Source organism: Pseudarthrobacter phenanthrenivorans (assembly GCF_036455295.1).
Classification (GTDB): domain Bacteria; phylum Actinomycetota; class Actinomycetes; order Actinomycetales; family Micrococcaceae; genus Arthrobacter; species Arthrobacter phenanthrenivorans_C.
The window spans coordinates 56,213-69,921 of sequence record NZ_JAYXNX010000015.1; the positions used below are offsets into that span (position 1 = coordinate 56,213).

General features: G+C 62.3%; 10 protein-coding genes and 1 pseudogene. 4 read left to right on the forward strand and 7 right to left on the reverse strand.

What is annotated here, in order from left to right; all coding sequences use genetic code 11:
* Positions 1–105: 105 nt before the first annotated feature.
* From VXJ37_RS17055 to VXJ37_RS17070, 4 genes and pseudogenes are all read left to right on the forward strand, one after another.
* Positions 106–1,035, forward strand: a pseudogene (locus VXJ37_RS17055) (alpha/beta hydrolase fold domain-containing protein); the annotation flags it as partial.
* Between the two features lie 58 nt (positions 1,036–1,093).
* Entirely contained in the window at positions 1,094–1,972 is an 879-nt protein-coding gene (locus VXJ37_RS17060) for a fumarylacetoacetate hydrolase family protein (RefSeq protein WP_331324232.1), read from the forward strand.
* Complete coding sequence (locus VXJ37_RS17065) at positions 1,972–3,783, forward strand: FAD-dependent monooxygenase (RefSeq protein WP_331324233.1); 1,812 nt, start codon at positions 1,972–1,974, stop codon at positions 3,781–3,783. The genes VXJ37_RS17060 and VXJ37_RS17065 overlap by 1 nt, the downstream gene beginning before the upstream one ends.
* A complete protein-coding gene (locus tag VXJ37_RS17070; protein WP_331324234.1) occupies positions 3,761–5,005 on the forward strand; it encodes a DUF3500 domain-containing protein in 1,245 nt (414 codons plus the stop codon). The genes VXJ37_RS17065 and VXJ37_RS17070 overlap by 23 nt, the downstream gene beginning before the upstream one ends.
* Positions 5,006–5,150: 145 nt before the next feature.
* Here the strand turns inward: VXJ37_RS17070 and VXJ37_RS17075 are convergent, their stop codons facing one another.
* The 7 genes from VXJ37_RS17075 to VXJ37_RS17105 form a co-directional block, all read right to left on the reverse strand.
* Positions 5,151–6,221 carry a quercetin 2,3-dioxygenase gene (locus VXJ37_RS17075; RefSeq protein ID WP_331324235.1) on the reverse strand — a complete coding sequence of 357 codons (1,071 nt, stop codon included), beginning with the start codon at positions 6,219–6,221 and terminating at the stop codon, positions 5,151–5,153.
* A 335-nt stretch (positions 6,222–6,556) separates the two neighbouring features.
* Entirely contained in the window at positions 6,557–7,516 is a 960-nt protein-coding gene (locus VXJ37_RS17080; RefSeq protein WP_331324236.1) for a PfkB family carbohydrate kinase, read from the reverse strand.
* A 391-nt stretch (positions 7,517–7,907) separates the two neighbouring features.
* Positions 7,908–8,999: a glycoside hydrolase family 172 protein gene (locus VXJ37_RS17085; RefSeq protein ID WP_331324237.1), complete on the reverse strand. Its 1,092-nt coding sequence runs from the start codon at positions 8,997–8,999 to the stop codon at positions 7,908–7,910.
* A gap of 45 nt (positions 9,000–9,044) precedes the next feature.
* Positions 9,045–9,935 carry a carbohydrate ABC transporter permease gene (locus tag VXJ37_RS17090; protein WP_331324238.1) on the reverse strand — a complete coding sequence of 297 codons (891 nt, stop codon included), beginning with the start codon at positions 9,933–9,935 and terminating at the stop codon, positions 9,045–9,047.
* A complete protein-coding gene (locus VXJ37_RS17095) occupies positions 9,932–10,837 on the reverse strand; it encodes a carbohydrate ABC transporter permease (protein WP_331324239.1) in 906 nt (301 codons plus the stop codon). Before VXJ37_RS17095 ends, VXJ37_RS17090 begins: the two co-directional genes overlap by 4 nt.
* An 84-nt stretch (positions 10,838–10,921) precedes the next feature.
* Positions 10,922–12,235, reverse strand: coding sequence for an ABC transporter substrate-binding protein (locus VXJ37_RS17100; protein ID WP_331324240.1), 1,314 nt, complete (start codon positions 12,233–12,235; stop codon positions 10,922–10,924).
* A gap of 102 nt (positions 12,236–12,337) precedes the next feature.
* The gene (locus tag VXJ37_RS17105; protein WP_331324241.1) at positions 12,338–13,372 is read right to left on the reverse strand and encodes a LacI family DNA-binding transcriptional regulator; all 1,035 of its coding nucleotides are present in this window, start codon (positions 13,370–13,372) and stop codon (positions 12,338–12,340) included.
* Positions 13,373–13,709: the final 337 nt, after the last annotated feature.

Genomic DNA, 13,709 nt, shown 5'->3' on the forward strand with positions numbered 1-13,709 from the left:
TAGTTTCAATCATTGAAACTGGCAGCGCGTGCGCATCGTCGCCTAGCCGAGTGTTAAGCAGGACGGTGAGCACATGCATCGACCAGCAAGAGGTATTGCTGGACTAGCACAGGAAAGAAACGGCGCGGCACACACATGGAGTCAACGATGACGGAACTGCAGGTCCTTAGGGGGATCGAGTTCGCCCGGCCACAGAACGCGGAAGCGTTGCTGCTGGACCTCTACCTTCCTGCCGAGGACTCGGAGGCGGCGGGACAGGGAAGCCGGCCCGCCGTGGTCCATTTCCACGGTGGCGGCTGGCGGACGGGGGAGCGGTCTTCCTTGGGCCCGGTGGTGGATAGCCTCGGCCTCAGCCCCATCGAACAGTTGGCGAAGGCCGGGTTCGTGGTGGCCTCCGCGGACTACCGACTCACGGATGCGGCCACCTTTCCGGCACAGCTGCTGGACGCCAGGACAGCGGTCCGCTGGCTCAGGGCGCACGCAGCTGACTACGCGGTGGACCCGGAGCGGATCTACGCATGGGGGGACTCAGCAGGCGGCCACCTGGCCGCCCTCGTCGGCCTGACCTCCGGAGCCAGGGAGTTTGGGGAACCCAACGACGACGGCCCTGGAGGCCACGACCACGTGGCGGCCGTCGTGGCCTGGTATCCGCCCACAGACCTGGAGAAGATGGGCGGGCAGGCACGGCCGGATGCCGTGGCGCGGGCCGATGATGCCGGTTCCCGCGAAGCACTGCTTCTGGGAGCGCAGCCGGCCGACGCTCCGGACAAGGCCAAGGCCGCCAGTCCCGTTACCTACGTGCACGCCGGCGCACCTCCTTTCCTCCTCATCCACGGAACAACGGACCGCTTCGTCCCGGTGGCCCAGTCCACCAGGCTTGCCGCCGCGCTCGAAGGCGCGGGCGCCGCCGTCGAACTTCTCCTGCTGACGGACGCGGACCACATGTGGGCCACCCCTGACGGCAGCAGTGCGGCAGCGGATCAGGCCAATGCCGCCACCATCGACTTCTTCCGCCGCCAGGCGGCACAACACTGATATCCCATCACTCTTCCGGGGCAAGAGACGCCCAAGAACAGACCTGAAAGGCCCTTCCATGCAGTTCATTGGCATCACACACCACGCGGAACCGTGGGCGGCAGCGCTGGCCGGTTCCCGCGTCCTTCCCCTCACCGCCGTCAGCGACTTCTGGGCTGACGCCGAGGGTTGGCAGGACAAAGCAGCCTCGCTGGAGGCCGGAGCAGCACGGGAGGCGCCCGACCCCTGTACCTGGCTGGAGCGGGACAGCGTCACCGAGGTGCCGCTCGTCCCCCCCTCGGCGCGGGTGATCTGCGTGGGGCTGAACTACAAGGCACACGTTGCCGAGGGCAGCTTCAAGGACCAGGAACTGCCGCCCTACCCCACGCTGTTCGCCCGCTGGACCGCGTCACTGTCCGTTGGAAACGTCCCCGTCCCCGTGCCTGCAGGCGAAAACGGATTGGACTGGGAGGGTGAAGTGGCTGCCTACATCGGCCGCCGCGTCGAGTCCGTCGACGAGACCGAAGCTGTCGACGCCGTTTTTGGCTACTCGACCTTCAACGACATCACCTCCCGCAAGGCCCAAAAGCTCACCTCACAGTGGACCCTGGGCAAGAACGGAGACTTCAGCGGTCCGCTGGGACCGCTGGTAAGCCGCGACGAGGTGGGCGACCTCCGCGACGGGCTGCAGGTCCGAACGCGCGTGAACGGCGTCGAAGCCCAGAACGGCAACACTCGGGACATGATCTTCTCCGTCCCGGCCATCATCTCGCTCATTAGCCAGACATTCACGCTTCACCCGGGCGACGTCATCGCCACGGGCACCCCCGACGGCGTAGGCTACGCCCGCACCCCGCAGTGGCTGCTGCAGCCGGGCGACACCGTCGAGGTGGAGATCGAGAAGCTCGGAACCCTCACCACCCCCGTGGGCGACCTTTCCCTCCGGAGCCGTGCCTGATGATCACCTCTCCCACTAGCCGCGCCTCGGACATTCCCGGGGAGGCGCAGGTCCTGATTTCCGGCGGTGGCCCCAGCGGGCTGTTCCTCGCCCTGGACCTGGCATCCCGCGGCATCGCCAGCACGGTCATTGAGCCACGGACCAGCGTGGACCCCACCCGGCCCCGGGCCAAGACCACCAACGCCCGCACCATGACGCACCTGCGCCGGCTGGGCCTGGCCGATGCACTCCGGCAAGCCTCTCCGCTGCCGGTCGAGTACGCGCAGGACGTCATCTTCTGCACCGGCCTCACAGGAACTGCCGCGCATGAGCTGCGCCGGTTCCGGAACGCCTTCCAGCTCGTCCCGGGCCGGTACGGCCCCCAACCCGAGGGCGGCCAGCAGGTTCCACAGCCAATCCTCGAAGACGTGCTCCGCTCCGCCGTGGCGCGCAATCCCTTGGTCACCTTCGTGACCGGTTGGAGCGTCACGGGCATTCGCGGAGCTGCACCTGACACGCCGGCAGGCAACGCAGGGGAAGCGCCTTACGCCGTCGTCATCGCCGACGCCACAGGTGCCTGCCGCAGCGTCACCGCCGAATATGTGATCGGAGCCGACGGCGGCTCCTCAGCCGTGCGCCGCAGCGTTGGAATCCGCCTGCAGGGCGGATCGGCGGCACTGTCCAACATCAGTATCCTGTTCCGTTCTGAATCGCTGGCCTCGGCCATCGCCCTGGACCCCGCGGTCCAATACTGGGTGGTGGGCTCTGAGACGTCGGGCATGGTCGGGCCCATGGATCTCTCCGGCATCTGGTGGGCCATTGTCCAGGGTGTTGATCCTGCTGTCGCTGTGGGCCCGGAGGACGCGCGCCTGATGGTCCGCTCGCTGGTCGGGGCGGACGTGGACGTCGACGTGCTCGCCACCGATCCCTGGACCGCCCGCATGCTGCTGGCCCCCGAATACAGCAGGGACAAAATCTTCCTGGTGGGCGACGCCGCGCACCTCAACCCGCCATGGGGCGGCCACGGCTTCAACACCTGCATCGGGGATGCGGCCAACCTTGCCTGGAAACTTGCCGCCACCATCCAGGGCTGGGCCGGACCGGACCTCCTGGCCAGTTACGAGGCGGAACGCCGGCCGGTAGCAGCGCGCACCATCCGCGACGCCGCAGAGAACGGCAAGGCCCTCGCCTACCACTTCGCCGATCCTGACCTTGCAGTCTCCGGGCCAGCCGGGGACACCGCCCGGCAGGCGGCGCACCAGGCACTCGCCGTGAAGCAGAGCGAATTCGACTCCCTGGGCCTGGTGCTCGGCTACGCCTACACCGACTCGCCGATGGTGGTGGCGGACGGCCTGCCGGGTCCGGAGGAGGACGCCATCCGCTATGTTCCCTCCGCCAGCCCGGGAGCCCTGCTGCCCCATGCTTGGCTCCCAGGCTCATACTCGCTCTACAGCACCCTGGGAACTGGTTTCACCCTGCTGGCCGACGCCGGGACGCTGGCCGGGGTGCCGGCTGACGAGGCGTTCGCCCCGGTCCTGGCGGCCGCTGCCCGGCAGGGCATCCCGGTAACCGTGGCCGCCGCCGGCCCTTCCGACGACGGCACGCCCCTTTCCCAGGTGTGGGGTGCCAACGTCGTGCTCGTCCGCCCGGACCAGCACGTGGCCTGGCGGGGCAGCTCCGCGGAGGAGGCGGCCGCCGCGCTGTCCGTTGCCACAGGCTGGGCCTGTTCCCCGTTTGTTGGCACCTCATCGCCCAAGCAAGGTCCAACACCCGAAATATCAGTATCAGCCGAAACAGCCAGGAGCACTCATGTCGACGCCGTTATTCCGTGACTTCCTCTTTGCCCCGGACCACCCGCGCGTGGCCGGGATTCGAGGCCTGAATGCCCGTGAATACGCCGAAGCCGCCAAGACTGACGCGTTCGCAGGGCCCATGATCGATGGCTGGCAAAAGCTGTATCCGCAGCCCTTTGTTGGGATCACCAATGACGGCATCCGGCGGGAAGGCCTGTACGCGCTGGTTCCGGCCCGGGCAGGGGAGGAGGCACCTACCTCAGAAATGGTTACCGCAGCACGAAAGCTGCTGGACGCTGTGACGTCGGGGCAGGCGGGAAAGCTTCTCCACGCGGTGGACGCGCCCGAGTGGCAGAGCTGGGCCAACCCCGAGTTTCTGCAGCACGACACGGGCCTCCGCCTGGACGAGCTGGAGCCTTCCGTCCGCGAAGCCGTGCTGCGCGTGGTGGAGGCCAGCCTGAGTCCACAGGGATACGAGCTGGTGCGCAACCTGATGCGCATCAACGGCTTCCTCGGCGACTTAGTGCAGCTGCCGTTGCTCATGAACGAGTTCAGCTACAACTTTGCTCTCTATGGGGAACCGTCCGAGACGGAGCCATGGGGGTGGCAGCTGTTCGGCCACCACGCCGCGCTGAACTGCCTGGTGGCAGGGACGCAGCAGGTGATCTCGCCAGTGTTCATGGGCGCCGAGCCGGACATGATCGACGCCGGCCCGCACCGGGGTGTGAAGGTATTCAAGGAACGCATCGCCCTTGCCCGGCAGCTGATGGCGGCTCTGCCGGCTGAACTGCGTTCCCGTGCTGTTGTGTACGGGCAGATGGTGGACCCGGCGATGCCCGCTGGCCGTATCCACCCAGGAGATGAACGGCACCTGGGCGGCTGTTTCCAGGACAACCGGGTGATCCCGTACGAGGGGATCCGGGTGGCCGATATGCCTTCACAGGCGCGTGAACTGCTGCACGCACTCGTGGAAGACTTCATCGCCTACCTTCCGGACGGCCCGCGCGCCGCGCGCTGCCGGGAGATCCGGGAGCATTACGGCGAGACGTTCTTCAGCTGGATTGGCGGCTGGGCAGGGGATGAGGCCTTTTACTTCCGCCTGCAAAGTCCCGTGATCATCGTGGAACTGGACCACCACACCGGGGTCTTCCTTCGCAACGACGAACCCGCCCCGTTCCACATGCACACCGTGGTCCGCACCCCAAACGGCAACGACTACGGCCGCGAACTGGTCAAACACGCCGCCTCCACCACCTCGTAGCGCCGCCCCTTATCGACTGCTGGGTACGTGTCGTTTACGGCCTAGAGCGACATGTAAGCAGCAGTGCATGCTGCTTTGACACCAAAAAGGCCCGGATTTCCTTTCGGAAGTCCGGGCCTTCAGCGCTTTCAGAGTTAACCGCTGGTTAAGGAATGTCCAGGGCTACGCGGCGCTGCGGCGGCGGTCCCACCACGGTCAGGTCCATCTCGGCCTGGGCGCGACCGAAGCCTTCCATGTCCATGTAGGGCTCCCCACCTTCGGTGTACATGTAGTCCTCGGTGGGCTGGTTGAAGTATTCGAAGAACCCGTTAAATACCGACGGCGTCAGGAAGCCCACCATCTGTGTGTTGTGGGCATCGAGTGCGAACGAGTGAATGGTTCCGGCGGGTGCGTGCAGGAAATCGCCCTTGGTCAGCAGCACTTCGCGGCCGTTGGCGTAGAGCCACATCCGGCCCTCCGTGCAAAGGAAATTCTCCGTGTGCTCCGAGTGGAAGTGCAGCGGGATGTAGGGGGTCTTGGCACCCTTGGTGTGCACGGCAAAGTAGTTGGAACCGGTGTTGGCAGGCCGGGACAGGTAGGTGAACATTGTCTGGTAGCTGACCATGCGCTCACCCTCGCCGGCACTCAGGAAGTACGGGCTCTGCGTAGGCGGCAGTCCGGCGTCGTGCCTGAACGACAGCGCCACGCGCTGAACGTCCGGGAAAGTGATGCCGAACTCGGCGCCCACCTCGGCCTGCTCCTGCAGGCTGGCTTTGTGTCCGGGCCGTACGGGCGGGACGTGCGAGTCGATGGGCGTTCCGACCCGCTCGTAGTACTTTTCACCGCCGCCAGGTGTCATCCAGTTCAGGAACCGGGTGTAGTGGCTGGCCATCCGGTACGCGTGCGGGGTGTTCGGCGGGATGACCACAGAATCGCCCGGCGTGAGGATCCTGCTCTCGCCCGGCAGCCAGACGTGCAGGATCCCGTCGAAGACGTAGAGCGTCTTGTGCTCAATGCTATGGCTGACAAAGGGGGACTCGGCCCCCATGCTGCCGGAAATGTAGGCCGCGCTGAAGATCCCGCCCGTATCGGCGGCGCGGGCGATGACGGTCACCAATTGGCCGTTGATTTCGTAGCGTGCACCTTCCCCCGACGCCATGTAATACGGGACTGCCTCGCCGGGCAGCACGTTGGCGGCCGGGAGCTGCTTGTTCATTTCCTCAACGCTGAGGGACATGGTTTCCTTCTTTCCAGTCGGCCGGCCCTTGCCGGAGCGTGACCTACATCATGACCGGCGATCGCTCTGGCCACGAGTGGGAATTCCAATGGTTGAAACCAGAACGTTCCGCCAGCAGATGGTCAAAAGGCGTGGAGCAGCACAACCGCCGACTTTGCCCAAAGTGTGGGAATTCGGGCGAGTTCGTCCGCGTGAGAATCCCACCTCCCAGCGATTCGAAAAGGTCTTGCCGTCATGATGTTGAAAGCTTCGCGTGACAATCGGGTTCCGTCAGGTTGGGGTGTAGTTCAGCAAGGCATAACCTCGAGAGTTCATTCCAGAGCGTGAGTCGCGACTTATGCGGTCGTATAGGACCGGTTCGTCGACGCATCGACTACATATCTCAGTTCGTCCAGCGTCGGCGGGTTCGCTCCGGCGCGCTGAACGGTGATGGCCGCTGCTGCGGCTGCGGTGCGTCCCAGCTGCTCCATGACGGTGGGGGCGAAGCCTTCGGTGCCACGGGTGAGGAGGCCCAGGATGAGTGCGGCCATGTAGGAGTCGCCGGCGCCGATGGTGTCCGCGACGGTCGCTTTGAATGCGGGAATGGTGATGCGTCCGGACGGGGAGGTGAATTGGGAGCCGGCGGCGCCTTTGGTTATGACTGCCAGTCCGGCGCCCAGCCGGAGGATGTGGTCAGCGGTTTCTTCCAGTGCTTTCCCCGGGTAGAGCCAGTGGGCGTCCTCGTCGCTGAGTTTGACGACGTCGGTCAGGGCGGCGATTTCTTCGAAGGTTGCTTTCGCTGCGGCGTGGCTGCCGAGCAGGGAGGGCCTGATGTTCGGGTCGTAGGTGATGGTGCAATGCTTGTGGGCCTGTTCGAGCAGGGTTTTGACGGCACCGGCCCCGGGGTTGAGGAAGGTGGCTATGGAACCGGTGTGCAGGATTTTGGGGAAGTAGGCTGGCGTTGCTGTTGGCAGGTCCCAGTGGATGTCGAAGTCGTATGCGGCGGATCCGTCGGGTCCGAGGGTTGCGGTGGCTGTTGCCGTGCGGGTGAGGGATTTTGATCCGGGCAGGAGGGTTACTCCTGCCCGGCGGAGGTGGTTCTCAATTGATGTTCCCCGGGCATCTGGTGCGATGGCCGTGAGCAGGCCCGTGGTGACTCCCAGGAGCCCGAGGCCATAGGCGACATTGGCGGGTGATCCGCCGGGGTGCTCGACCTGGCCCTTTGAGGTGGTGACCACATCGATCAGCGCTTCGCCTACAACGACGGCGTCAAGGGGCTGTTGGGCTTCCGGGCGTGCTGCTTTGAGGTATTCCATGTTTGTCTCTCGGGCAGTGTTGGTAGGGGAGCGGCAGGTCATTCCGCAGCCGGCTAGCCGCAGCGGCGGGATGACCTGCCGGAAAACGTCGGACCAGGTCGCCGCGTTCATCTCGTTGATCGTGAGGTTGCCGAAGGTGGCCGTTCCTTCGTTTGGGTGAAGCCGTATGGTGTTGTCGCCTTGAGGCACTGGCTACGACGTGCGCCCCAACGTCGGTCGCTCGGCATCTCTCAAGACCGGGGTGGCCGCCTGCCATACCAGCTCACGCCCCCAGGTTAGTGAGTTGGAGGATGCGTCGACTATTTCGTGTCGCCACATCCTCCAACTCATAGGTGAATTAGATTTGATGCTCGGGTCGTAGCCGAGCAAACCTGCCACCAACTGAGATCTTTTACCTCGGCCAGCGCTGCTGGGCCCCGGGAAGCTGCGGAAGCTGCTGGTTGATGCCGTCTTGGTACCAGTAGGCCGTGGTGGAGATGTCGTCGCTGCGTTCGAACAGTCCGCCGTGGTCCCAAGTACCAATCTGCTGGACTGTCACGCGCAGCCGTTCCTGGAAATAGATGGGGTCCGGGATATGCCAGCGGTAAAGGGCGTGCATGGGCGGCATTCCGGGATGGAAAGGAGCGGCCTTGGTCCGGTCGACAGTCTCGTGGAACGGGTACCCGAAGTATGGCGCGTTGAAGGTCACAACCTTCGGGTCCGGCACGGTGCGTAGCTCGTCCTGGAATGCCCAGGCGCCTCCTGCATAATCTTCGAGGCCTGTGCTGCAAAGGGTGGGGTAATCGGTGTCGTCATCCACGTAGAACTTGACCTCACCTTCGCCCCACCAGTACCGCTGCAGGGACGCGAGGGCGACATAGGTGCCGAGGTAGCTGCCGCGGCCCTGTACGCCGTCAAGGATCACATGATCCTCGCCGTGCGGGAGATTTCCGTTTGATCGACGCCATTGTGCGTGGAAGTACATCGCATCTGCGACGTCGTCCCCGACCGTGTAGTCGATCTGGTAGAAAAAGTGGGTTAGTTCTCCCCCGTGTTGGCTTTCAATGGTGATCCGTGCTCCTTGGCGGAAGGGCATGGGAATGAAGCAGTTCATGCCGCCCGTTGGGGCCACGACGATGGGCTCGGAGGTTACGAGCGCCCGCTGTGCGAACCCGTTGCAGAAAAAGTCTCCCAGGGGGACCTCGACGCTTGGGGTTTCCGAGTTGTCCCAGTACATGCGCAGCACCAGATCGCGCAGCACAAACGGGCCGGCATCGGTGCGGTGGTCCACGGTAAGCCAGATGTGCCGGATTACTCCCGGTCCTTCGATCTCGGCGAGGGTGGCAGTTTCACCTGAAGGGACGTTAATCCAGGCGGATCCCTTGCGGCCAGGGCCGAGGTTGGAGGAGGCTTTTGCGCCTTGGCCTGGGGTGCCGGTGAAGTTTTCGGCGTTGATTGAGCGACTGCTGACGCCCCGGGGCATAGTGGCCCATTGGATGGTCACAGGTTTTCCTTTCGATGGAAATTGTGCTCGAGTTGCTCGAACGGCTTACTTGACGGCTCCGGCCGCAACACCACGTACAAGGGTGCGCTGGAAGAGCAGGAAGAAAACGAGGGTTGGCAGCAACGACAGCAGCGATCCGGCGTTGAGCACAGTGATGTCGATGTTGTGCTGGCCGCGGAGTGTGGCCAGGGCGATCGGGATTGTCTGGGACGACTGGTCTGATAGAAGTACGACCGGAATATAGAACTCGTTCCAGGTCCAGATGAAGAAGAACACCACCAGTACTGCCAGGCTGGGCCGCAGGATGGGGACCAGGATCCGCCACAGAATTTGCCAGCGGGTGGCTCCGTCAAGCTGGGCAGCCTCGATCAGTTCTTTCGGGATTGCGCCCATGACACTCGCTAGCAGGTACGTACCGTATGCTGCCTGCAGGACCGAGAAGACGATGATCACGCTCCACACCGTATTAAAAGTTCCGGTGGCCTGGGCCCCATAAAACAGCGGGTAGATGAGGGCTTCGTGCGGGAGCATGGTGGCGACCAGCAGCACAGCCAGCACTATGCCGTTTGCTTTTACACGGCCTATTCCCAAGGGGTATGCGCTCATTAGGGAGAGCACTACTGCTATCGCTGCAACAAATAGCGAGATGATGAGGGAGTTCCAGAAGGCCTGGCCAAAGTTAATCCTGCCCAGGTAATTGATGAACGCGTCGATGGACAGTGATGTGGGCCAGCTCAAGGGCCCGTGGCTTGAATAGTCCTGGGTGGATTTAAAGGCGTTGAGGATGATCAAGCCGAAGGGCGCGAAGACGGCGACGCCGGCAATGACGGCAACGGCAAGCAGCCCCCACTCGCTGGGCTTTCTGCCATGAGCTCGGCTACGTTCGGGGTTGGGCGTCAGATTGACTGTTTTCTGCCGGGTCTGCGTGGTGCTCATCGTGCTTCCTGCCTGCGCTGCCACCACAGCATGAGGGCTGCAATGGCAAAGATTACAAGGGCCATGACGGTGGATATCGCGGAGCCGTATCCCACCTGTGACAGTTCAAAGAAGTTACGGTAGGCGTAGTAAGAGGGAACGACCGTTGATCCTTCCGGTCCGCCTCCAGTCAGGATCAGAATCGGGGCAAAGACCTTCAGCGCGGCTACGGTGGCTGTCAGTACCACGATGAAGATTTCCGGTCTGATGGTAGGTAAGGAGATGGCGAGGAACTGCCGCCACTTTCCGGCGCCGTCCAATGCAGCAGCTTCGTAGAGCTCTGGGTCCACCCGGGACAAGGCTGCCATGAAGATAACTAGGGGGTATCCAATTTGGAGCCAGATCAACATCAGCATCACCGCGTAGATGGCCAGGTCAGGGTTTCCGAGCCAGTCGGGGCCGATTATGTGGATGGAGCGAAAGAAGCTGTTGATGGCGCCGTCGGAGGGGTCGAGGATCCAGCTCCACATGAAGCCGGCGACGGCAATCGGCAGAATCTGGGGAAGGTAATAGGTGGCCCGGAGGAAGCTGGCGATCCTGGGGCCAAATCGTCGGCCAATGGTTTCGGTAAGCAGCGCGGCCAGAAGAAGGCCAATCACGGTGGGGATCACCACAATGGCAATCACCATGAAAATTGAGTTGCGCAAAGATGTCCAGAACTCGACGTCGGCAAACAACGTGGCGTAGTTCCCCAGGCCGTTCCAGCGCATCGGCGCTGCCCCGCCCTTCCAACGGAAAAGGGAGAAGTAGATGTTAGTCGCAAAAGGGATACCGACCACGGCCAGAAAACCGATGAAGATCGGTACGAGATATAGCCAGTAGCCGCTCGGTCGGCGCAGTCCTCGCGCCAGTCCTTTGCTCACGGCGAAATTCCATTCGTTAGGGGGATGAGGGATGGCAGGAACGGGGCAAAGCGGAAGTACTTCACCCCGTTCCCTGATGGAGTGCTAGCTCTTGGTGCCCTTGTCGTAGAAAGTCTGCAGGGCGTCGAGGTACTGTGAGGCGGTTTCGTTCTTGTTTGACATGGCCTGCATGTGGTTCTGGATGAAATCCAGGAAACCGGGCACAGGGTAGTCCGGGTAGAAGGAAAGCGTGTCTGCCTTCACTACGTCATTGAACTTTTCGGTAAGTTCCTTGGTCAGGGGGTCGGAGATGGAATTGATGTCGCCTGCCAGGGGCAGGCCGCCCTTTTGGCCGATGAGGTTCTGGACCTCGAGGCTGAGGGTGGTTTCAATCCAGTCGTAGGCCAGCTCCTTGTTTTTGGACTTAGCGGGAACGCCCCAGAGGTGCCCTGAGGACCCCATGGAGAGCTTGGCCCCTGGCATGATGAAGAATCCCCAGTCGAAGGATGCGTCCTTTCTGATCCGGGCGAACATGCCGTTGTTCCAGGGAAGCATCGCGGCCTTTTCGGAAAGGAAGTTGACGGTAGCCTGTTCGAAGGAGAGGCCTCCGAGCTGGTCACCCACGTAGCCCTTATCGATCCACTGCTGGAAACGTTCTGTTCCACTCTTCCAAGCACCTGAATGGAAATCAGTCTTGTCCTTGATGAACATGAAGTCGTCGATTTCCTTGCGGCTGGCCTGGGCGGAGATCAGGGAGTACCAGACCCACATCTGGTTGAAGCCCTGGCTGGTGCTGGCGGAGCTTGATATGGGCAGTTCGCCGACGGCCTTCAACTTGTCCATGGCCGTTTCAAAAGACGCAAGGTCCTTCGGCGTTTCAGTGATCCCTGCCTTGGCGAACTTCGCTTTGTTGTAGTAGAAGTACACGTACTCCCCCACGTTGGGGATGCCGTACCAGTCACCGGAGCCGGCTTTGCCGTCCTGGTCGTACTTGGCGAAGGCCGCCATCGATCCGGTGACTTTCTTATCCCATCCGAACTTGGCTACTGCATCGTTCAGCGATTCCAGGAGGCCTTGGGAGGCGAGCTGACCGCCATCGGCATTGCCTTTATTGAACTCGACGACATCGGGGACGTCATTACCGCTCAATAGAATTTTTGCGTTCTGCCGGAACGCATCGAAGCTCGTCTGTTGAACTTCAACGTTCACATCCGGATGCTTCGCCTTGAACAGCTCGACCGCCTTCTGCCATCCCTGGCCCTGCGGTGTCGTGGGGTCTTCGTACTGCAAAATCTTGAATGTACCGCTGCCGGACGACCCGCTCTGCTGGCTGGACGGGTTGCATGCGGTAAGAGCCAGGGCGCTGACGCTGAGTGCGCCAAGACCTGCAAGAACCTGGCGACGGGAAATTGCTCGCATGGTGCGAACTCCTCTCTGAGTTGGCAGCCGATGCCCCTGAGGGCAGGACTGCATGTCCGAAGCAGTGCGCTCGGATTCTTTGTGATTACAAAAGTGGGGGGATTACGTCCGTGGTGGGCCGACGGAGGCTCGTTGCACTAACGGGCAATGAGTAAGTTGTGAGACAACGGGGCCGGGTTCACCGCTTTCCTGGCTGCGCTCAATGAGGCGCCTTGCTGCCCAGACGCCCATGTCGTGGTGAGGCAACTGGACCGTAGTCAGGCCGGGAAGAAGGCTTTCGGCAACAAAGGCGTGGTTATCGAAACCAACGATGGACAGGTCTTCGGGGATCCGCAGACCCAACTGCGCGGCGGCCTGATAAACGCCGAAGGCCAATCTGTCCGAAAAACAGAACACGGCGGTGGGCCGATCTGGCCTTGACAACACGTCCCGCGCTGCTTCCCTTGCCGCCGCGGCTGTAAGTTCCTTGGCCAGCACATGAAGAGAAGGGTCCGGCACGATGCCTTCGGTCCGCAGCGCTTCTTCGTAGCCCCGCCTGCGTAAAGCGGTTGCTATGTACCGTTTGTCGTCCAAATTGCACATGGCAATGCGACGATGACCTGCCTCAGTAAGGTGCCGGGTTGCGGTAAAGGCGCCTCCCGTCTCATCAGGCACGACCCAGTCCGAGATGGAGGCGTCCTCAGGGCGGCCGTCCAAGACCACAATTGGCAATGAACGAGGCACACGCGGCAACTCCACAATCGCGTGATAGTCAGGCGCCACAATCAGCCCTTCAATATTCCGCTGAAGCAGCGCCTTCACTGCAGGAGCTTCCAGCCCGGACATGCCTACAGTGTCGATGAGCATCAGTAAGTAGCCGAATTCGGCAGCGACTGTTTGTGCGCCAGCGATCATTGGTCCTGCAAATGCCGTAGAGGCCACACCATCGGAAAGCAACCCGATAGTGAGAGACTGCTTGGTTTTCAGGCCCCTGGCCAACAAGTTCGGGACATAGCCAAGCTCCTCAGCAACCGCCCTAATTCTTGCCGCTGCCTCTGCGTTCACACGACCATCACCGCGGTCATTAAGGACGAGCGAGACCGCAGAGATGGATACGCCGACTTCTTTTGCAATGTCCCTCAGGGTCACCAACGACACCGATCCGCTCGCCTCCTTTCGGGATTTGTATCAATCGTTTGATCCTCTTACATCAATCGTTTGAGGCATTGCTGCAAACGATTGATGTCACTCTCAATTCGTCAAACGCATTGACGCAACGGTGTTATCAAAGCGTTACCTAAATGGATAGAAAGAACGCGGCCTTCCAGGTTGTGTGACGTCTCCGGTTGAGAAGTGCAAGGGTGAAAGGGGAAGGCGCGGTTCCTTCTAGGACTTTGACTAACCGGGCCCACGGTCGAGCAATTTTGTACCAAGCCTGCGGGATTGCGGGAGGCTGTCCTGTACTGCCGGCTCGTAAAGCCTCCTGGCTGCTCCC